The sequence below is a fragment of the Roseibium sp. MB-4 genome, assembly GCF_053005265.1.
Genome location: NZ_JBRKQB010000001.1, coordinates 952,536 through 973,866 on the forward strand (window position 1 = coordinate 952,536; position 21,331 = coordinate 973,866).

At 55.4% G+C, this 21,331-nt stretch carries 17 protein-coding genes; 9 read left to right on the plus strand and 8 right to left on the minus strand.

Going from position 1 to position 21,331, the window contains the following annotated elements; all coding sequences use genetic code 11:
• Positions 1 to 31: 31 nt before the first annotated feature.
• The 5 genes from lon to ACVDG4_RS04580 form a co-directional block, all read right to left on the minus strand.
• Entirely contained in the window at positions 32 to 2,461 is a 2,430-nt protein-coding gene (gene lon / locus ACVDG4_RS04560) for an endopeptidase La (RefSeq protein ID WP_447234168.1), read from the minus strand.
• A 338-nt stretch (positions 2,462 to 2,799) separates the two neighbouring features.
• Positions 2,800 to 4,065: an ATP-dependent Clp protease ATP-binding subunit ClpX gene (gene clpX, locus ACVDG4_RS04565; protein WP_133950095.1), complete on the minus strand. Its 1,266-nt coding sequence runs from the start codon at positions 4,063 to 4,065 to the stop codon at positions 2,800 to 2,802.
• A gap of 238 nt (positions 4,066 to 4,303) precedes the next feature.
• Entirely contained in the window at positions 4,304 to 4,945 is a 642-nt protein-coding gene (locus ACVDG4_RS04570) for an ATP-dependent Clp protease proteolytic subunit (RefSeq protein ID WP_447234169.1), read from the minus strand.
• 204 nt (positions 4,946 to 5,149) lie between these two features.
• Positions 5,150 to 6,499 (minus strand): trigger factor, encoded by a 1,350-nt coding sequence (gene tig / locus ACVDG4_RS04575; protein WP_133950099.1) that lies wholly within the window; start codon positions 6,497 to 6,499, stop codon positions 5,150 to 5,152.
• A 249-nt stretch (positions 6,500 to 6,748) separates the two neighbouring features.
• Positions 6,749 to 7,534: an alpha/beta hydrolase gene (locus ACVDG4_RS04580; RefSeq protein WP_447234170.1), complete on the minus strand. Its 786-nt coding sequence runs from the start codon at positions 7,532 to 7,534 to the stop codon at positions 6,749 to 6,751.
• 280 nt (positions 7,535 to 7,814) lie between these two features.
• Here ACVDG4_RS04580 and ACVDG4_RS04585 point away from each other — a divergent pair, with 280 nt between their 5' ends.
• From ACVDG4_RS04585 to ACVDG4_RS04595, 3 genes are all read left to right on the plus strand, one after another.
• On the plus strand, positions 7,815 to 10,244 hold the full coding sequence (locus ACVDG4_RS04585) for a putative bifunctional diguanylate cyclase/phosphodiesterase (RefSeq protein WP_447234171.1): 2,430 nt from the start codon (positions 7,815 to 7,817) through the stop codon (positions 10,242 to 10,244).
• A 496-nt stretch (positions 10,245 to 10,740) separates the two neighbouring features.
• Complete coding sequence (locus ACVDG4_RS04590) at positions 10,741 to 11,298, plus strand: hypothetical protein (protein WP_447234172.1); 558 nt, start codon at positions 10,741 to 10,743, stop codon at positions 11,296 to 11,298.
• Positions 11,299 to 11,487: 189 nt separating this feature from the next.
• On the plus strand, positions 11,488 to 11,685 hold the full coding sequence (locus tag ACVDG4_RS04595) for a hypothetical protein (protein WP_209177706.1): 198 nt from the start codon (positions 11,488 to 11,490) through the stop codon (positions 11,683 to 11,685).
• Positions 11,686 to 11,849: 164 nt separating this feature from the next.
• Here ACVDG4_RS04595 and ACVDG4_RS04600 read toward each other — a convergent pair whose 3' ends face one another.
• Complete coding sequence (locus ACVDG4_RS04600; protein WP_447234173.1) at positions 11,850 to 12,749, minus strand: LysR family transcriptional regulator; 900 nt, start codon at positions 12,747 to 12,749, stop codon at positions 11,850 to 11,852.
• Positions 12,750 to 12,864: 115 nt separating this feature from the next.
• Here ACVDG4_RS04600 and ACVDG4_RS04605 point away from each other — a divergent pair, with 115 nt between their 5' ends.
• The 6 genes from ACVDG4_RS04605 to ACVDG4_RS04630 all read left to right on the plus strand — a co-directional run bounded on the left by ACVDG4_RS04605 (position 12,865) and on the right by ACVDG4_RS04630 (position 18,810).
• A complete protein-coding gene (locus ACVDG4_RS04605) occupies positions 12,865 to 14,019 on the plus strand; it encodes an ABC transporter ATP-binding protein (RefSeq protein WP_409691682.1) in 1,155 nt (384 codons plus the stop codon).
• A complete protein-coding gene (locus ACVDG4_RS04610; RefSeq protein WP_306146994.1) occupies positions 14,019 to 14,939 on the plus strand; it encodes a carbohydrate ABC transporter permease in 921 nt (306 codons plus the stop codon). The genes ACVDG4_RS04605 and ACVDG4_RS04610 overlap by 1 nt, the downstream gene beginning before the upstream one ends.
• Positions 14,936 to 15,871 carry a carbohydrate ABC transporter permease gene (locus tag ACVDG4_RS04615; protein WP_141185488.1) on the plus strand — a complete coding sequence of 312 codons (936 nt, stop codon included), beginning with the start codon at positions 14,936 to 14,938 and terminating at the stop codon, positions 15,869 to 15,871. Before ACVDG4_RS04610 ends, ACVDG4_RS04615 begins: the two co-directional genes overlap by 4 nt.
• A gap of 128 nt (positions 15,872 to 15,999) precedes the next feature.
• Positions 16,000 to 17,259 (plus strand): extracellular solute-binding protein, encoded by a 1,260-nt coding sequence (locus tag ACVDG4_RS04620; protein ID WP_409691672.1) that lies wholly within the window; start codon positions 16,000 to 16,002, stop codon positions 17,257 to 17,259.
• A 74-nt stretch (positions 17,260 to 17,333) separates the two neighbouring features.
• Positions 17,334 to 18,158, plus strand: a complete 825-nt coding sequence (locus tag ACVDG4_RS04625) for a phosphodiesterase (RefSeq protein ID WP_409691670.1) — start codon at positions 17,334 to 17,336, stop codon at positions 18,156 to 18,158.
• Positions 18,159 to 18,375: 217 nt separating this feature from the next.
• Positions 18,376 to 18,810 carry a hypothetical protein gene (locus ACVDG4_RS04630; RefSeq protein ID WP_409691667.1) on the plus strand — a complete coding sequence of 145 codons (435 nt, stop codon included), beginning with the start codon at positions 18,376 to 18,378 and terminating at the stop codon, positions 18,808 to 18,810.
• A gap of 102 nt (positions 18,811 to 18,912) precedes the next feature.
• Here the strand turns inward: ACVDG4_RS04630 and ACVDG4_RS04635 are convergent, their stop codons facing one another.
• Positions 18,913 to 20,448: a permease gene (locus ACVDG4_RS04635; RefSeq protein ID WP_447234174.1), complete on the minus strand. Its 1,536-nt coding sequence runs from the start codon at positions 20,446 to 20,448 to the stop codon at positions 18,913 to 18,915.
• 8 nt (positions 20,449 to 20,456) lie between these two features.
• Positions 20,457 to 21,254 carry an ABC transporter ATP-binding protein gene (locus tag ACVDG4_RS04640; protein ID WP_306146988.1) on the minus strand — a complete coding sequence of 266 codons (798 nt, stop codon included), beginning with the start codon at positions 21,252 to 21,254 and terminating at the stop codon, positions 20,457 to 20,459.
• Positions 21,255 to 21,331 lie beyond the last annotated feature (77 nt).

Genomic DNA, 21,331 nt, shown 5'->3' on the forward strand with positions numbered 1-21,331 from the left:
GCTTGACTGTTTCGCAAATGTCAAGGGCGGATTAGTGAGCGACGACACCTGCTGTGTCATCATCAGAAGCACTCGCCTTGGTTGCATTTTCCGCAGCGCTTTCATCCCATTCGATGGCCTCCGGCTGGCGTGTCAGAGCATGCTTGAGCACCTCATCCATGCCGGAAACCGGAATGATCTCGAGCGAGTTTTTCACGCTGTCCGGAATGTCCGCCAGGTCCTTGGCGTTGTCTTCCGGGATCATCACAAGCTTGATGCCGCCGCGCAGAGCCGCAAGAAGTTTCTCCTTCAGGCCACCGATCGGCAAGACGCGGCCACGCAGGGTGATTTCGCCCGTCATGGCGACATCCCGGCGCACCGGAATACCGGTCATGGTCGAGATCACGGCCGTGGCCATGGCAATACCCGCAGATGGCCCGTCCTTCGGGGTTGCGCCTTCTGGAACGTGGACGTGAATGTCCTTCTTCTCAAATAGCGGCGGTTCGATGCCGAAGTCGATCGAGCGGGAGCGAACGTAAGACGCCGCAGCCGAAATGGACTCCTTCATCACATCCTTAAGGTTGCCGGTGACTGTCATTTTGCCCTTACCAGGCATCATGAGGCCTTCAATGGTCAGGAGCTCGCCGCCGACTTCAGTCCAAGCGAGACCGGTAACCACACCAACCTGGTCCTCCAGCTCGGCTTCCCCATAGCGGTACCGCGGAACACCAAGGTATTCCTCAACGATCTCCTGGGTCACCGTGATGCTTTCCTTGTCGCTCATCAGGATGTCCTTGACCGCTTTCCGGGCCAGGGTCGCCATTTCACGCTCAAGGTTCCGCACACCGGCTTCACGGGTGTAGCGGCGCACTACAAACTGCAGTGCATCGTCTTCGATGGAGAACTCACCGTCTTTCAGACCGTGATCCTTCTCGGCTTTCGGAATGAGGTGACGGCGGCAGATTTCCACCTTCTCTTCTTCCGTGTAACCAGCGATCCGGATGATCTCCATACGGTCCATCAGCGGACCTGGAATGTTCAGCGTGTTCGCCGTGGTCACGAACATCACGTCTGACAGGTCGTATTCGACCTCCAGATAGTGGTCCATGAAGGATGAGTTCTGTTCCGGATCCAGCACCTCAAGCAGCGCAGATGACGGGTCACCCCGGAAATCCATGCCCATTTTGTCGATCTCGTCGAGCAGGAAGAGCGGGTTGGATTTCTTCGCCTTTTTCATTGACTGAATGACCTTGCCCGGCATGGAGCCGATATAGGTCCGCCGGTGGCCGCGGATTTCCGCTTCATCGCGCACACCGCCAAGCGACATGCGGACAAATTCGCGTCCCGTTGCCTTCGCAATCGACTTTCCGAGCGAGGTCTTACCAACACCTGGAGGTCCAACAAGGCAGAGGATGGGACCACGCAACTTGTTCGCCCGGCTCTGGACAGCAAGATACTCCACGATCCGCTCCTTGACCTTTTCAAGGCCATAGTGATCGGTATCGAGAACCTTCTCGGCAAAGCTCAGGTCGTGCTTGACCTTGGACTTCTTCGACCACGGAATGCCGATCAGCCAGTCCAGATAATTGCGCACGACGGTCGCTTCCGCGGACATCGGGCTCATCTGTTTCAGCTTCTTGATCTCGGCAGCAGCGCGTTCGCGCGCCTCCTTGGTTAGCTTGGTCTTTTTGATCTTCTCTTCGAGTTCGGCAACTTCGTCCTTGCCGTCCTCACTGTCCCCGAGTTCCTTCTGAATGGCCTTCATTTGCTCATTCAAGTAGTACTCGCGCTGGGTCTTCTCCATCTGACGCTTGACGCGTGAGCGGATGCGTTTTTCCACCTGCAGGACGGAAATCTCACTTTCCATCATGCCGAGGACACGCTCAAGACGCTCAGCGACAGAGACGACGCCAAGAATTTCCTGCTTTTCAGGGATTTTAATCGCCAGGTGAGAAGCGATCGTGTCAGCCAGTTTGGAGTAATCGTCGATCTGATTGACCGCACCGAGCACTTCCGGCGACACTTTCTTGTTCAGCTTCACATAGTTTTCGAACTCGGCAACCACGGAGCGGGCCAGAGCCTCGACCTCGATGTTCTCACCGTCTTTTTCCGGCAAAACGGTTGCGGTTGCTTCGAAATAGTCGGTCCGGTCAGAATAGTTGCCGATTTGCGCGCGTGCACCGCCCTCAACAAGCACCTTCACAGTGTTGTCCGGCAGTTTCAGCAGCTGCAACACGGTTGCCAGCGTACCAACGTTGTAGATCTGGTCCGGATTCGGATCGTCGTCGGCGGCATTCATCTGGGTCGCCAGAAGAATGTGCTTGTCGGTGGTCATCACCTCTTCAAGCGCCTTGATCGACTTTTCACGACCCACAAATAGCGGAACGATCATGTGCGGGAAGACGACAATATCGCGCAGAGGCAATACAGGATACACAGACGTACTGTCCGGATCAGTGGCGCGGATTTCTGCGTCGCTCATTCTTTTTCCTTTCTCGGCGTGTTCCGGCCCCACTCACAAATAAAGGCAGCCAGAGACACTGGAAAACGGCTTTCGGCGATCGTCTGCCGAGGGCCGGATCGCAACACCCCGGATGGGCGCGTTGACGATCCGCACAAGCCGTCCTTACGTCCTATTAGGTGGCTACCTGTCAGGCCGGTGTCAAGGCGATCAAACATTAACAAAGGGACTTGTCTGTTGACGACTCACCAGCACGGTGGATAACGCACCTCGAATAAAATCAGGTGTGCAAAAAGCAAAATGCCGCTCACTCCAGAGCGGCATTTGTCTGACGATAACGTTATGCGCTTGCCGCTAGCTTACGCACTTGTCGCTGACGTCTCTTCGCGGTCCTCGTAGATGTAGAGGGGACGCGCTTCGCCCTTTACCACTTCCGGAGAAATGACGACTTCCTTGACGCCCTTCAGGCCCGGCAGTTCGTACATCGTGTCGAGAAGGATCGACTCAAGGATGGACCGAAGGCCACGTGCACCGGTTTTCCGCTCAATCGCCTTGTTGGCAATCGCCCGCAGTGCATCTTCATGGAACGACAGTTCAACCTGCTCCATCTCAAAGAGACGCTGATACTGCTTGACGAGCGCGTTTTTCGGCTCGGTCAGGATGGTGATCAGGGCATCTTCGTCGAGATCTTCCAGAGTTGCGATGACCGGCAGACGGCCAACGAATTCCGGAATGAGGCCGAACTTCAACAAATCTTCCGGCTCCAGCTCGGAGAACAGCTCGCCAATCCGGCGGTCTTCCGGCGCATGAACCTGTGCCTGGAAACCGATGGAAGTCTGGGTACCGCGATCGGAAATAATCTTGTCCAACCCGGCAAATGCGCCACCACAGATGAAGAGCATGTTGGTGGTGTCCACCTGCAAGAACTCCTGCTGCGGATGCTTGCGTCCGCCCTGCGGCGGCACGGAAGCCACAGTGCCTTCCATAATCTTCAACAGAGCCTGCTGCACGCCCTCACCCGAGACATCGCGGGTAATCGACGGGTTGTCGGCCTTGCGGCTGATTTTGTCGATCTCGTCGATGTAGACGATGCCGCGCTGAGCCCGCTCCACGTTGTAGTCCGCGGACTGCAGCAGCTTGAGGATGATGTTCTCGACGTCTTCACCGACGTAACCGGCTTCGGTCAGGGTCGTGGCGTCTGCCATTGTGAACGGCACATCCAGAATCCGGGCGAGCGTCTGCGCAAGCAGTGTCTTGCCGCAACCGGTCGGTCCGACCAGCAGGATGTTGGACTTTGCAAGCTCAACATCGTTGTTCTTGGACGCGTGGTTCAGACGCTTGTAGTGGTTGTGAACGGCGACCGACAGGACCTTCTTCGCACTGCCCTGCCCGATGACATAATCATCGAGAACATCGCGAATTTCCTGAGGAGTCGGGATCCCGTCCCGGGACTTAACCAGCGAGGATTTATTCTCCTCGCGGATGATATCCATGCACAGCTCGACACATTCATCGCAAATGAAAACAGTCGGGCCGGCGATCAGCTTGCGGACTTCGTGCTGGCTTTTGCCGCAGAAGGAGCAGTAGAGCGTATTCTTTGAATCGCTGCCGCTGGCCTTGGTCATGTAGTCAACCTCGCGTTTTTGGGGTGCTTAACCCCTTATCTCTCCGGGTGAGGCCAAATTGAGGCTCCCGGTTTGAAAGTTTTAGGCGCCTAAGGTGCCGCACTTTCCTATAGGATGTCACCATGCTTCGCCGGTAAAAATCAATATAGGTTTAAGGCGAAGGTGGAAACCTTGGAATACCTTGGGATTTTCACGGTAAAGCCACGGATTTTCAACCCGTGGCTCTCCGCAGAAATCCTTAGCCTTTCGACTCGACTTCACCACCAAGGCTGGACCGATCCGTGATGACATTGTCGACGATCCCGAATTCCTTGGCTTTTTCAGCGGTCATGAAGTTATCGCGCTCCAGCGCTTCTTCCACCTGATCCAGGCTCCGTCCGGTGTGCTTCACGTAAATTTCATTGAGCCGGCGTTTCATCGCAAGGATTTCCTGGGCGTGCAGCATGATGTCGGCTGCTTGACCACGGAAACCACCGGATGGCTGGTGAACCATAACCCGCGCATTCGGTAGAATGAAGCGCATGTCTTTCTCGCCAGCAGCCAGAAGCAGTGAGCCCATGGAAGCTGCCTGACCAATGCAGAGGGTCGACACGGCCGGGCGAATGAACTGCATCGTGTCGTAAATCGCCAGGCCGGATGTGACCAACCCGCCGGGCGAATTGATGTAAATCGCGATTTCCTTGGAAGGATTGTCAGCTTCCAGATAAAGCAGCTGCGCACTGACCAAGGTCGCCATGTGATCTTCGACCGGACCGGTCAGGAAGATGATGCGCTCCTTCAGCAAGCGCGAGTAGATATCGAAGGCCCGCTCGCCCCGGTTTGTCTGCTCGACAACCATCGGCACGAGAGTGTTCATGTAGATATCGACAGGATCCTTCATACCTCATCCATATGCTTGAGATGTTACCCAGGATTTGGGCTGGAAACAGGCCTTGAAAGCGCATCGTTCCAAGGCCTGACTCGAAAAAAGCGACACCCCCATATATAGGGATGCCGCCCTCAACGCAAAGTCATCGCAGATGCGGCATGAAAGCAAAGTTAAAGTTGCCGCCGCATCTGTTGATTATCCGAGAAAAACTCACCGTCAAGCGGCGTCTTCGTCCTCGGCGACAAGCTTCTCCAACTCTTCCTTGGTCACAGTCTTGTCGGTCACCTTGGCAAGCTCGAGCATGAAGTCGACGACTTTTTCCTCGTAGATCGGAGCGCGCAGAGACGCCAGTGCCTGCTGGTTGTTCTTGTAGAATTCAAACACCTGCTGCTCTTGGCCCGGGAACTGGCGGACCCGGTCGTAGAGCGCCCGCTGCATTTCCTCGTCGGTGACCTGAATGTTGTTCTTTTCACCGATTTCCGACAGCACCAGACCCAAACGAACACGGCGCTCGGCGATCTTGCGGTATTCCGCTTTCGCCTCTTCTTCCGTTGTTTCTTCGTCTTCGAAGGTCTTTTCGTTGCGCTTCATGTCTTCTTCGACTTGCTGCCAAACGATCTGGAACTCAGATTCCAGCAGTTTTTCCGGCAGTTCGAAGGAGTAATGCTCGTCCAGCTTGTCGAGAAGCTGACGCTTGACGCGCTGACGGGTCATCTGACCGAACTGGCCTTCGATCTGGCCACGAACGATTTCTTTCAGCTTGTCGAGCGACTCAAGGCCAAGGCCTTTTGCAAACTCATCATCGATCGCGGCTTCACCCGGTGCGCCGACCTCTTTGACAACGACGTCAAACGTCGCGGCTTTACCGGCCAGATGCGCTGCCGGATACTCTTCCGGGAAGGTCACTTCAACGACTTTCTCGTCGCCAGCCTTCGTGCCGATCAGCTGCTCTTCAAAACCCGGGATGAACTGACCGGAGCCCAGAACCAGCTGGCCGTTTTCGTCCGCACCGCCTTCAAACGGCTCGCCGTCGATTTTGCCGAGGTAAGACATGGTGACGCGGTCGCCGTCTTCAGCAGCGCCATCCTTGGCTTCGAACGGGGTATTATTCTTGGCGATGTCAGAGACCTGAGTGTCGACTTCTTCTTCCGCGATCTCGACAACCGGACGCTCGATTTCAAAACCGCCAAAATCGACGATTTCAAAGTCCGGCAGTACGTCGTAGGTCATCTTAAAAGACAGATCGGCGTCGCCGGCCAGGATCTTTTCAGCGTCTTCTTCCGGAAGATCGATTTCCGGTGTCAGCGCCGGGCGTTCGGAACGCTCTTCAACAGCCTTTTGTGTGGTTTCCTGGATGGTGTTCGACAGGATTTCGGCCATGGCTTGACGGCCATACATCTTTTTCAGGTGCGCGACCGGCACCTTGCCCGGACGGAAGCCCTTGATGTTGGCCTTGGACTTCATGTCGTTCAGATAGTCATCGAGCTTCACAGCCAGATCGCCGGCCGGAATGTCAATCTTCAGCTCGCGCTTGAGGCCCTCAGCGAGGGTTTCGGTTACCTGCATGGGTTTTGCTTCGTCCTCGGTCCTGAGCGGCAATCCGCCCCGGAGGTGTTGATTATCAAAATTTCCGTGTGCCGCGCCGCCCACTCCCCTTTTTGCAGGAGCATTGCAAATAGCAGCGCTCGCCTTGGGCGGAACCCAAGACGCACGATGGGAGCGCGATAAAGGTTGGGGGTGAAAGTGTCAAGGGTGGAGCCGGGAAATTGGGTCTAAAGCGCAAGGTTCGCACCAAAAAGCGAACCGGGTCTGGATCTAGATATTCTTGCGGGAAACTGTTTCCCGGATCCACCCCAGACTGTTTGACGCGAGCTCCTGCCATCCGTCTTCGAGCTGCATGTAGTGGCATTTACCAGGATACTCTTGAACAGTGGCCAAATCGCCATACCGCGCCGCCATCTGACGGGCCGTTGATGGCGGGACCACCTTGTCTTCTCCCCCTGTCAGGAAGAGCATTGGCGCATTTCGCCCATCAAACACCACCTGCGTTGCCTGTTTCTGATCATACATCCAGAAAAACAGTTCAAACAAAACCTCTCCAGACTCAGTGCTCAATCGGTCACAGATTTCGTGCTGCTGAATTTCCGGCATGGTGTTCAAACCATAGGCCGCAAGCAATTCAAAATCCTGACCTGGCGCCTCCTGCCAAAAGGCACCGGCCGACATAAACATCTTGCCGAGGGCACGCTCCATGTCCGTGGTCGGTGTTGCACCTGCCATGATGCTGCTGTTGATCAGAACACCTGCTTCGATCAGACCACGCCCGGACAGAATTTGCGCGATCAGTCCGCCAAGGGAGTGCCCGATGACGATGGGCGGCCTGTCGAGAGTTCGCATGAATTCAACGGTATCCGAGACGTAGTCTTGAATACTGGTTCCAATCAGTGCTTTCCGGCGGTCTTCGCCGTCCGCAAGGTCATGGAACCGGTATGTCGGCGCATGACATGCAAAGCCAGCTTCTTCAAAGAACTTTTTGAAGGGCGCCATCGTGCAGGGTCCGGCATTCGTGCCATGCAAAAGTACCACTGGGATGTCAAACATGGTGCCCCACTAAGAGTTCTTGTTAACTACCGGTGATTGCATTGCTTGCCTAAGGCTCTGTTCTGCAACCGAACGGCTTGAACCAGATCATACTCAGTGCTGGACCAGTCGTCAGTGATTTTGACCAAAAAATACTTGCGGTTTCGGTGAGGAGTATTTTGACATTTTCCCTCACATCACTGGAAGGAAACGCTTTTTTATATCTTTACGCGATATCTCTGACTTTGCGGAAGGGCGAGAAAACGTCCAACAACGCAACCGGGGGCGCGCCAGACTACGAATGCGAGACAGTTTAAGTACCGATGACCAGACCGGAGATTTCCTGAGGGGACCAGCCTCTGAGGGCGCGCCAAGCGAGACCAAACGGGCTGCGCCGGCGATCGCTATCGGACTGTTGATGATGTCCATGGTCGTCTCATTTCTGGGCTACAATTATCTCTATCTGGCTGGCGAATATCGCGCGCGCAACTTCCAGCATTTCCTGCACATCAAACAAGCCCATGACCTTGTTGTCCAATCGCCGATTCTTCGGGATTCGGACATCGGCCAACTTATTGATTCACTCTCAAGTGCGCGAGCAGAAGCGCTTTGGTGTACGCAGAATCTGACTGTCCCTGAATATGAGGTGGTCAAACGGCTTGGTGCAGGCGCCGCGTTCGCCATGTGCAGGGCTGAGGTGGCCAGGACCGACGATCTCATCGCGCAGCTGGAACTCATGCGCGCGGCTCCTCTTGCACGCCACTCAGAACAAAGCAGCCGCTTTGCCCAAGGTCTTGAAATCAAGGCGGCGCTTGAAAAAATGATGGCAGACAGCGCCAGTTTTCATGCTCAGGTTCAGACGATTGAGGATCGGATCGTCAACCTGGTCATCGGGGGCACGTTACTCGTCAGCTTCGCTTTGCTCATGATCATGATGTTCTTGACCCGGACGATGCGCGAGGTGTGGTCCACGCTCACAGCCTCCGCACGGCACGTGAATGAGGTCAATGAACGCTTTGCCACCGCCGTCGAAGCAATCCCGGACGGCTTTGCGGTCTTTGATGCAAAGCGACGCCTCATTACCTGCAACGAAATGTATCGCCAGCTCGCCCATCCAGTCCCTGAACGGGTTAAACTCGGTATGACCGGCGCGGAAATTCTGCAAGATGCCATGGAATATGGACACTATCCCGACATCTCAGAGGAAGACCGGAACAAGTTCATTCTCGATTTCCGGAACAAGTTGGAACAGGACGGCTCGCAGGTCAGCCTTGTTGTACAAGGCGAGCGGTACATCCAGGTGAAACTTACGGAAAGCGCGCATGGCGACAAGGTCGTCATCCGGTCCGATGTCAGTGATTTCGTACAGTCCAACCGCAAACTGCAAAACCTGACCGAAAACCTTGAGACGGCGAAGGCCCATTACCGGCGCCGGTCCCTTGAAGACGCGCTGACGGGTCTTTCCAACCGGCGCAAGCTCGACCATGCATTGAAAGCTGCCGGTGGACGCGGCGAACGGGCCGTGATCCGGATCGATCTCGACCGCTTCAAGCAAGTCAATGACGTCTTGGGGCATGATGCCGGCGACCACGTTCTGAAGACAGTTGCCCGCAAGCTTTTGACCGCAACCCGGGAAGACGATCTGGTGGCCCGTGTCGGCGGCGACGAATTTGTTGTCCTGTGTGCTCCAGGCACAGAATTGGAACGCGCAGAAGACATTGGCCAGCGTCTGTTGGAACGCACCCTGGAGCCCATTCTCTATCGCAACAAACAATGCGTATTCAGCGCAAGCCTCGGGCTCGCGGTTGCTGAAATTTCACGCGATGATCCGTCTGAAATCCTTCGCAATGCCGATGCCGCACTGTATGAAGCTAAAGCCGCTGGCCGGGCAAGCTTGAGAGTGTTTACCGGACCGCTTGAACAACGCATTTCACGCGACCGGCGGCTGGCTGATGACCTGGTCGAGGCCTTTGCAGGCCGGGAACTTGTGCCGTTCTATCAAACCCAGCACGATGCCCGCACCCACGCAGTCACCGGAATTGAAGTGCTGGCCCGTTGGCAGCACCCGGAGTTTGGCCTTCTCCCACCAGCCTTGTTTTTCCCGATTGCCCATCAACTGGGCCTCGACGGCGACCTTGACCTTGCAATCATGACACGCGCGGCCGAAGACCTCGGCCCCCTATTTGCCAAGACAGGTGCCCTGCCCCGTCTTGCCTTCAATGTAACATCCTCAACCTTGATCGATCCGGACTTTCCGGAGTTCGCACAACACCTGTTCAAGCGGTGGCAGGCACCGGTTGCCTTCGAGATCCTGGAGTCTGTCTCACTGGAAGATGGTGACGACACCATTCCTTTTGCCTTGGACACGCTCCGTGAACTTGGGTTCGAGCTGGACATTGATGACTTCGGGTCCGGGCATGCGTCCATCAAGAGCGTTATGCAGGTTCGCCCGCACGCACTGAAAATCGACCGGAGCATTATTCTCCCGCTTGGCGAGGACCCGGCTGCAGAAGGCTTGGTCGCGGCAACGATTACGATGGGCCAAAGCCTTGGTCTGCAGGTAATTGCTGAAGGCGTGGAAACGGCACAGCACGCTCACCGCCTCGCGGCTCTCGGCTGCGACACGGTTCAGGGTTATCATTTTTCGAAACCGATGCCCTTGAAGGACCTGAAAACCTATCTCAATGGCGACGCGATCACCCCCGGAAACAGATCCGCCGCGGCGTCTTAAGCTGAGCCTGACAGCTGAACTTGCTGACGAAACACAAAACTTAAACTTTAAAACGTGTGGGTCAGTGACTGGAAATCAGCCTAAGAAGCAAAAACAAATCGAGCGCTGAGCACCAGGACTGCGCTCAGGCACGCAAGACCAATCACAAATAATATAACAGCCTGCCTGACGCGCTCTGATTTCTGCATGAGGATCCTTTGGAGTAGCCGACACTCCCCCATTTTACGTTACGGTATATTCTTGGATCAGGCTTGCTGGAACCATTCGACTTTCGCACATATGCGGTTACAAAGGCCGTCAAAGGAACACACAGTTTGGATCTTTGTGCTCTGAATTAGTATCCTATCTAATTGCCGAGAGTTCGTCTGTCAGAACGCTTACTACCTGGAAATCTCTCTGAACAATCAGTTACCGCAATCGTTGAATTTTCCACCCTAACTGTGCGTATTTCTTGGCACTTTCCAGTGTAAACTTACCGCATAGATCAGGGAGACCGATGGTGTCACGTGACGTTTTTGTAAATCAACCGCCGGCGTTCGACGGACCGATTGTAGAAGCAGCCAGTTTCTTAGGCCGCGTTCAACGATATCTGGACATGGCCCAGTTCCGCGACGTCGCCGTTGATTTGTCCGGCAGCCGCCTTTTTATTCTGTCAGAAAGCCGGTTTGAGGACTTGATCGTTTATGGGCAGCATCCGCTTGCCTGGCTCATCGATATCAGCAGCTATCCGACCCACTCCACGCGATTTGGCACATCAATCCAAGATCTTGAGAACCTCATCAGCCATTGGTGCGGCTCGATCATTGATCAGGCGGGACGGCCACATATTGTTCTTGATGCGTGGATGTACGATCAGTTCCGGCAAAAACAAACTATTATGCTTTCCTCTGCCCAAATGCCTGCGCCGAAGGCTTTGTCTGGTGTGGACCGGTCACCACAGGTTCCAACACCCGATGGGACCTCTGCACTCATTTGCCTTGAAACCTTTCGGCAGACAGGTATTCGCAAACCGCCCCACCGAGCCAAAGGATGGCCCCGGCTTGAATTGCCATAGGCGTCTGTAGACAGTCAGATCTTTCGGTCGTTTTTAGCCCGACCTCGCCTATGATTGCGCCACACTGCACAATTCATAGTCAGATTGACCTTGCCGAGCCTCGAATACACACCTGAGACGTCTCTAATTCTGGCACCCATCTTGCGTAATCATCTGTAACGCAACCCAATGAGCACAGGAGATAATCTCATGGCCGCAGAAGACAGCACAGCCGAAGCATTAAACCCAACACTTTGCTTGGCAATGACTGCGAATGAACTGGAAACGGAGCAAAAGCCGTCACCACGTCAATTTCCGAAAACCGTCTGCAATCCGACGATGGCACTTGCGATCTATGCGAGCCTTTACAACGAAGCGGACGCATCCGGCGAGCGTGCTGGACGCTGAACAGCCCAAGTAGAGGGTTATTCAGCAAGGTAGAAGCAGATAGATGGTTTTCGCGAAATAGCGGTAGCCATAACGCGTTCGGCTAAAAACGGGTTAAACGGTCATCAACTCTCGCTTTGGACTTCGTTCAGCGCATGAGTTCTGCCGTTTCGTCCATATTGATCTCAGGCTGATTTCTGAGGCTCGGCAACCGTCCCGTCTATACAGACACCTAAAAAGCTTTGAATAAGCCGCAGGTCTTTTTTGTCTCGGGGGATAACGACACAATCTCGGTATTCTTCCGGCATTTCATGCACTGGAATGGCGACCAGATTGTCTGATGGATAGAGGCTGTTTTCCAGAAGGAGACCGACGCCAAGACCATGCAGCAAAGCTTCCTTGACCATGGGAAAAGTTGTGGTTTTTAAAATGCGCTGGAAGGTCAGATCATGTTTCTTAATCTTTCGGTTTGCAATCCGCTGGGTCAGCGACCCGTCCTCGGGCAAGACAAGGGTTTCCGTTTGAAGGTCGACAAGCGAAAGGACCGGCTCTTTCGCCAGCCAGTGGTCAGCCCGCATGTGTACCATGTATTTGGATCGCCTAAGCTCATGGGTCACAAGTGCCGGGTTTTCCTGAGGTTCGGTGACAATCGCCATATCCACCTGACGCTCGTTCAAAAGCGTCATGGCCGTGGTCCAGTCATAGAGCGTGAAATCGATCTGAACCTTGGGATAAAGCTCTCCATACCGGGCAATAATGGGCATCGCAGGCCGGGGTGCGTTGGCGATCAATCGAATGCTGCCGTCCGTTAGAGCGCTGTAGTCGTTCACTTTTTCTGTGACCAGCTGGTCCAGCGTCGCCAATCGGTCGGTGATTGAAAACAGCTCTATGCCCGCACGCGTCAGCTCCAGACCGTCGCGGCGCCGAATAAACAGCTGGGTCCCCATCAGGTTTTCCAGTTTGGCCACATGCTGGGTTACAGACGACTGCGTCACATTGAGCGCGCGGGCAGCGCGGGAGAAACTGCGTTCCCGCGCAACATAAGTAAAAGCCTTGATTTGGTAGGGACTGGGCGAAGCGTTCATGACAGTTCCATGTTGTCTGCATGAAAGACGATAGCGCCCATTAGCAACGCTAATATTACGTCACAGATGGTTCAATCACGCTCGCTACGGTGATCGCAACTAGAGGGGCGATCATATGGCGGCCATTTCCTTAAAAGCGATCGAAAAGAGTTTCGGCGACACGTCGGTTCTTGAAGGGATCAATCTCGACATCGCACCGGGAGAGTTCCTGACACTTGTCGGACCTTCTGGATGCGGGAAGTCGACCTTGCTCCGGATTTTGGCCGGACTGGAAGCACCAAGTTCTGGTGACGTTCTCATCGACGGCCGGAAAGTCAACCAGGTCCGCCCCGCTGACAGGAACCTAGCGATGGTCTTCCAGTCCTATGCGCTCTATCCGCATTTGACCGTCGGCCAGAACATGATGACGCCCTTGCGGCTCCGGGACTTGTCGTTTGCCGAACGGCTTCCTTTCGCCGGCCCGCTGCTCGCAAAGTCCAAGTACAAGGCGCTTTGGGCGCAGGTGGCCGAGACGGCGAAAATCTTGCAGATCGATCATCTTCTCGATCGCAAACCCGGCCAACTCTCAGGCGGTCAAAGGCAACGTGCCGCCCTGGGCCGGGCGATGGTGCGCAAACCGGCCGGCTTTCTTATGGACGAACCACTATCTAATCTGGACGCGGCGCTGCGCATTCATATGCGCTCAGAACTGGCCGAACTTCATCGATCCCTTGCCACGACCTTCGTTTACGTCACGCATGACCAGGCCGAAGCTCTGACGATGTCAGATCGGATGGCAGTTATGATGGAAGGGAACATCCTGCAGCTCGGCACACCGGACGAAATATACAACAATCCGCAGGATATCCGGGTTGCAGAGTTCGTTGGAGCGCCGAAGATCAACCTCTTGCCCGGCCACCTGGACAGCAATGGCCACGCCCGCTGCGGCGATGTTGTCTTGACGCGGGTCGCAGCAACCTCTTCAGACAAAATTACAATCGGACTGCGCCCGGAACATTTGACGCTTTGTGACGACACGGATCCGGAGGCTTTGAAAGGCCAGGTGGTTCACAAGGAAAACCTCGGCGCTGATATCTACCTGCACATCAGCCTTCATGACGGTGCGCATCGTCTCGTGGTCCGCGCGGCGCCCGTAGATGGTGTTGCCGTGTCCATTGGTCAGGACGTGGCATTCAAGCGGCAACACGGTGCCGCCATGATCTTTGAAGTAGGCGGCAAACGGATCGGCCTTTCCAATACTGAAGATACCGCCGTCGCGGAGGTGGCGTAATGCCCCGCTCCAAGGCGCACTATTGGTTTGTCGGCCCTGCCCTTTTCCTGATGTTTGTCATTTTGCTTCTGCCGATTGGCATCGCATCCATCATGAGCTTCACGAATTACAGCCTGGGCAATTCCGGCGCTGAATTCGTCGGCCTTGAGAACTACGAAAAGATCTTCACCCGTTCCACCTATGAAAAGATGTTTGGCGCGACCTTCCGCTATGTTTTTGTGGTTGTTCCGCTTTCCGTTGGACTGGGCCTCGGCGCCGCGCTCCTTATCAATTCGACCAAGCGGTTCGGTGATCTTTACAAGACCATCTACTTCCTGCCCGTGATGGCTGCGCTGATTGCGATGGCCATTGTTTGGGAGTTCGCCTTTCACCCGACCATCGGGATCGTCAATTCCACATTGGAGCGCGGTTGCGGAACTGTTCTGGAAGTCTGGGGTTGGTACGCACACGGGTGTGAGCGGGGCTTCCCGCTCTGGCTGACCGACCGCGACTATGCCATCTGGACAGTCGCCTTTATCGGGGTCTGGCAAGGCTTTGGCTTCAATATGGTGCTCTACCTCGCGGGTCTGACCTCTGTGCCGAGGGAGCTTTACCAAGCGGCCGAAATGGATGGCGCAAAGTCGGCCTGGGACCGGTTCCGCCTTGTCACATGGCCAATGCTGGGCCCGACCACGGTCTTTGTCGTCACCATTTCGTTTATCCGCTCATTCCAGGTCTTTGACACGGTCGAGGCGTTTTACCCGCAAGGCGGCGGACCGTCGAAGTCGGTCTACGTCATGATGTTTGCCATCTACGAAAAAGCGATCCAGCAAAACCTCATGGGAATTGGCGCGGCCATAACCGTCGTCTTCCTGGCTTTCGTCATGTTTCTCACGCTCGTCCAGCGCTGGCTGGTGGAGAGAAGGGTTCATTACACATGAGCGACACAACTCTTTCCTCTTCCACCGCGGTTGGCCTGCCGGCCTTCCGGTTTTCAGCGGCAGAAACCCTGAAGCATGTGGTCCTGATCTTCGGCAGCCTGATCGTGCTGCTGCCGTTCTACGTGATGGTCAGTTACAGTTTCAAAAGCCCGGCTGAAATCATGCAGAACATCGGTGGGTTCTTCGGCGCGCAGGAAGCATTCCGCGACGACTATTGCATTAAGCTCGGCAAGGACGTGGCCGACTGTATGGTCACCCCGGTCATCTACAACTACACCACGGCTTTTGAGAAAGCACCGCTCATCCGGTACCTCCTCAACGGCGTGATCGTTACGGCGTCCATCTTCTTCATTCAGGTTCTTGTCGCACTGCCTTGCGCCTATGCGCTGGCAAAACTCAGGTTCTGGGGGCGCGAAGCTGTCTTCGGACTGGTTCTGTTCTGCCTGCTCATCCCGGTCCACGCCATCGCGCTGCCGCTCTACATCATGCTGGCCAAAGTCGGGCTGACCAACACCTATGCCGCTCTGATCATTCCCTGGACGATCTCGGTATTCGGCATTTTCCTGATGCGCCAGTTCTTCATGACCGTCCCCGATGATCTCATCGACGCCGCCAGGATGGACGGAATGAACGAGTTCTCGATCATCTGGAACGTCATGTTACCAACCGCGATCCCTGCCCTCTTGGCCTTTGCGATCTTCTCGGTCGTTGCGCATTGGAACGATTACTTCTGGCCACGGATCGTGATCACCGGCGACAGATCTCTGTTCACCCCACCGCTTGGCTTGCGCGAATTCAAGGGCGACGCGGATGGTGACAACTTCGGCCCGATGATGGCGACCGCCACGATCATCGTGGCGCCGCTGATCGTGGCCTTCCTGATTGCTCAGCGCCGTTTCATCGAAGGCATCACGCTCAGCGGGATGAAATAGACCCAAGAGCTCAGAAACATGCGGGGCCGCCCAAGGGCGGCCCCATCACCGAAATCCCGCGAGGGGATCAACCGGGAGCGGACGAGTTTGGCGACCAGCCACTCCCACGGCAACAGACGGAGAGTTCCATGAAAAAGACCCTCACCGCAATAGCACTACTGCTGGCAGCCTCCGCTGCGCATGCAGACGACAAAGTAACGATCGAATTCGCTTACCCGTATTCCCATCTTTTTGATGTGACCTACGAGAAAATCCTGCCGAAGTTCAACGAACAGTTTCCGAACATCGAAGTGAAGATCCGGGCAACTTACGAATCTTACGAAGACGGCACCAACACCATCTTGCGTGAAGCTGTTGCCGGCACGCTCCCGGACGTCACCATGCAGGGTCTGAACCGTCAGGCGATCCTTGTTGAAAAAGGAATTGCCAAGTCGCTCGAGCCTTTCATCCTGAAGGAAGAGACGTTCGAAAAAGACGGCTACCACGATGCCATGCTCAAGCTCGGCTCGTTCAACGACGACATCTACGGCCTTCCGTTTTCTGTCTCCCTGCCCGTCGGTTACTACAACATGGACGTTATGGCGAAAGCTGGCATCACATCTGTTGCCGACCTGCCGAAGTCCTGGGATGAAGTTGTTGAGGTTTGCGGCAAGCTCCATGAGGCCGGCGTCAAAAACCCGATGTTCTGGGGCTGGAACATCACCGGCAACTGGTTCCTGCAGGCTCTGATGTGGTCGCAGGACAAAGCCACAATGGAGGGCAACGCGTTCCAGATTTCTTCCGACGAAGGTCTGAAATCCCTGGAAACTATGAAAGGCATCTTCCGCGGCTGCGACATGCAGAACATTGAGTGGAAAGCGGCCCTTGCCTCCTTCTCAGCTGGTGAAATCGGCATGATGTTCTGGTCGACATCTGCGCTCGGTGCCGTTGAGCGTGCCAAAGGCGATTTTGAACTGAAGACCAACGAATATCCGGGCATCGAAGCATCTGGCCCGAAAGGTCTGCCAGCCGGCGGCAACGCGGCCATGCTGGTGTCTTCTTCTGAAGATCCGAAGGTCTTGAACGCTGCCTGGGAATGGCTCAAGTTCATCACCTCCGGTGAAGGTGCTGCCGACGTTGCCCGTACAACAGGCTACATGCCGCCGAACAAGGCTGCCAACGAAGTCATCCTGGCGGATTTCTACCAACAGAACCCGAACAAAGAGACCGCTGTCCGCCAGCTGCCACTGCTGCGCGACTGGCAGGCCTACCCGGGTGACAATGGCTTGGCGATCACTCAGGTCATCTACGACGGGATCGAAGGCATTGTGACCGGCGAGTTCGACGACATGGCCGAACTGCAAGAACAGCTGGACGAAGAAGTTACAGATCTTCTGCCGTCCAACTGATCAACTTTCGTTCTTGCGCCGCCCGGTCTACCGGGCGGCGTTTTTCATCACAAAAATAATCCAAGGAGGAAGACTTGAAACTTCTCCAACTGACGGACATTCATTTGACCAAACCGGGGGACACGATTGCCGGACGGGATCCGAATGAGAATTTCCGCAAAGCCCTTCAACATGCCATATCCCATCATCCCGACGCTGAAGCCATTTTTATCACCGGTGATCTCTCTGATTGGGGCGACAAAGACGATTACCTGCGCCTGAAAGCAGAAATCGCCAAATGCCCGCTTCCCATTCATCTATGCATTGGCAATCACGACGAGCGGGACGTTTTTTTGTCTGTTTTTCCTGAAGACGTTGACGAGAACGGCTTTGTTCAAGCGGTTGTTCCGTTGAGTGAAGGCACGGCAATTCTGTTGGACACCTGGGGACCGGATACTCATGCCGGTTTTTATTGCTCTAAACGGCAAGACTGGCTCGATCGGGAGCTTTCCAACGCCACGGCCCCCGTTTTCCTGTTCATGCACCACAACCCTGTCCCGATCGGCATTGCGCCCATGGACAAGATCATGCTCCAGGACGCAGACGGGTTTGGCAAAGTCGTTTCCCGGCATACGGCCAAGATCCGGCATATTTTCCATGGGCATTGCCATCTGCCTCTGGCCGGTTCTCTGCACGGAGTTCCCTTTAGTGCACCGCGCGGTACCAACCATGCCGGATGGCCGGACTTTGCCAATAAGGGCAACCTCGCAGGATCGGACCTGCCGGAGAGTTATGCGGTCGTCCTCGCAGAGGAAACTTCGACCATGATCCACATGATCGAATATGGATATGAGGGCACCGTTCGCCGAGAAGGGTCTCCCGATTACGCAGACTGGGATCGCTTAACCATGATCCGTTAGCGCGCCTAACCAAGAGAAATAGTACCAGCGGCCGTTTGTCTTGCTGAAGTTAAACGGCCACTCTTTTGCGTTCCGGACCAACAGCGGAAATTGATGGTGTCACCAACGTGCCCAAAACGTGCGACAGGAAAGCATTTGCGGTCCCAGCAGTCTCCATAGCAAGATGTCCTTCAGATCTTCGACAGCCAGAGCTGTTTAAAACATCAAGGGGAAATGCATGTTGCGGGCTCTGTCTGTCTTACTTCTCGTGCTGTTCACCTCCACGGCATTAGCTTGGGAGTTCCGCGCTAGCCGTGTTTGCGAATTGCTTCACAAGGATGAGACCGCGTCCGTCCGGGTTGTCTTCGACCCAGCTATCCCGGAGTACTTCATCGCAATCACACCGAACCGCCCCTGGATGCCCGGCCCGGTTTTTTCCATGCGCTTTGATGGACCACTTTCAAACACCATCGCCACAGACCGGCACGTCATCACGCCCGGTGGAGGAACGCTGACCGTCACCGATCGGGGCTTTGGCAATGTGTTGGATGGATTGGAATTCAACTTCACCGCCACGGCATTGCTGGGCGATCAGGCCGTTCAGATACCGCTAGATGGCGCAGCCCCCGAAGTCCGTGAGTTTCGCGCCTGCGCATCGGGCCTGGGCGTCTGACAGCCGCTTTGAAGTAGGTCACGGTATACTCGCGTATTCAAAAGCGGCGACAGCTCCTCAGTATACATCGTTGTCTTTTGGCCTGGCCGCGCGTCACGGATACTAAACCTCTGCGATCTGTTTTGGACGGATACTCCAGGAGATCCCGAGTACGCTAGCGAGTAGAATAATCGGGAGAAGGGCCAGCGGGCTCCCTGCCGCGATGAGGGCTGTGCCGGCTGCGCAGGAAATAGACGCTCCAGCCTCCGCGAAAGTGGAAGCTTTTGAGGCAACCTGCCGGCGCCGGAAGGTCGTGCGTTTGGCTTGAGCGCGAAACCAAAGTTGAACCAGGATTGCGCTGGCTGCTGCAATAGATGCTCCAGCAGCGGTAACGGCTGCCCCCCAGAGCGACATGAACGCCACGGCCAAGCTGACCGGCAGGATAATTGCCGTGACAAGTATGAGGACTGACGCAACTTTCGCCCAAAGCCGCATAAATGCCGAAATGGGTGCCGTTGCAATCAGTTCGGGGGCATCCTCACCGGAGATCGTCAGCCAAGCAAGACCACCGGCAAGCTGGCCCACGGCCATGACGACAACAGGAGCGATGATGACGGACGCCTCGGCCGCTTGGCCAAAGCTGACCCAGAGCATCACGGCAGGCGGAATGAGATAGAGAACCTGCATCAACGTCTGGGAAATAAGCCAGGGATCGCGGACAATGAGCCTTAGTTCTTTTTGAATGAGTGCCCCGAGGGGAGAATGGCCCCGAAATGCCCGCTTTGATGTGCCTCCACGCGCCGTCTTTTCTGTGACACCAAGTGCCAACACGACAATGCGGCGGAACTGCCTGGCACCAAATAAAGCCGCCGCCGAAAAGAACACAACTGAGGCAACGAGGAGAAACACCACAGCATTGGTTTGCCCGGCCACAGCATGAGCAGGAAACCACAACATGGACCCCGCGACTGGCGCATGGTTTGCGAGAAAGACTGGATCAAATAGGGCGAACCGGGACATTGACCCGAAGGAGAGGATCGCAACCACCTGCATTCCGATTAAGAAGGCAGCTCCCACGATCGCCGCAAGAATTTGAGCATAGAGCCGCGTCCGCTGCGGCCCAACCATGCGGAAGAGTGCAAGCGTGATGAGGATCCCGCCTCCGGTTGCCGTCAGAGATACCGCTAGAAGAACCACATATCCTGAAAGCCAGCGAATCCCATCGAGCGCCATTGCAACGTTGATAAATGGCGAAACGACCAGCGCCGACATCGCCCAGCTTGTCAGAGCCATGATCGTGATACGCACAAGAAACAAATCATGGGAGGGCGCGGGTGAAGACAAGATCAAATCGAGATCGTCACGGGCATAGAATGCTCGTGTCACCGACTCCATCGCCTGGGACAGCATCATGGTGAAGCTTAGCAAGACCGTCACTGAAAGCACCGCAAGCGTGGTTTGATCGAGCACAGATGCAGCGGTCAAATGGGCGCCCAGAACAGCATACGCGATCAGATGCATAACCGCGTAAAAGTTGCTGACGCCGATAAGGGCGCGCCACAAGCTTTTGCTGTGCCTGCCAGAAAACATCCATGCCCAGTCACGCCAGGCCAACCTTAATTCATGATGCGAAAATCGCATCAATTCGGAATTTGCCATGAATTGTCTCATGCAACCTTCTCGTGGAAGCCTGTTGCCTCCTGCGCAGGTGGTTCGCTGCCGGCTTCACTACCAACAATTTCGAGGAAAATGTCCTCCAGATTGTTGCCATCAGCACTCGCCCGTTCCCGCAACTCTTCCAGCGTTCCTTCGGCAACGAGACGACCGCGTGCGATTATTCCGATCCGGTCCGCCATGCGTTCCGCGACTTCTAAAATGTGTGTCGTCATGACAATCGACACACCTTGCGCAACAAGTCCGGACAGCACCCTTTTGACTTGCCGTGCAGAACCTGCATCCAGTCCCGTGAGAGGTTCATCAAGGATGATCAAACGCGGCTCATGGATCAAAGCTCCGGCAAGCGCCACCTTTTGACGCATTCCTTTGGAGAACCCGCCACAGCGTTCATTTGCATGGGCCCCGAGCCCAAAAGAGTCGAGCAGGTTGTCCGCCTTGAACCGCGCAAAATCCGGCGGCATGTTCCAGAGTCCTGCAACAAACTCCAGGTATTCAAGCGGTGTCAGCTTGTCATAAACCATCGGATCGTCTGGAACCCAGGCCAGCACTTTTTTGGCGGCAATCGGATCCGCAAATGCGTCGATCCCGCAGATCTTGACCGCACCGGCATCAGCCTGGAGCAACCCCGCAACCATCCGCAGCGTTGTTGTCTTGCCAGCGCCATTCGGGCCCAGCAGGGCATAGAATTCACCACGCCGCACCGTTAGCGAGAGATCATCAACGGCAGGTTCGTTGAAGCACTTGTGGAGACTGAGAATCTCGAGGGCGGCAGCACTGGTAAACGACATTTGTCTCTCGTCGATCGGCGGGTTTTTCCAAGACTACTGGCTGGACCTTTCTCGAGAGTAAAATCCGTCTCTTTGCC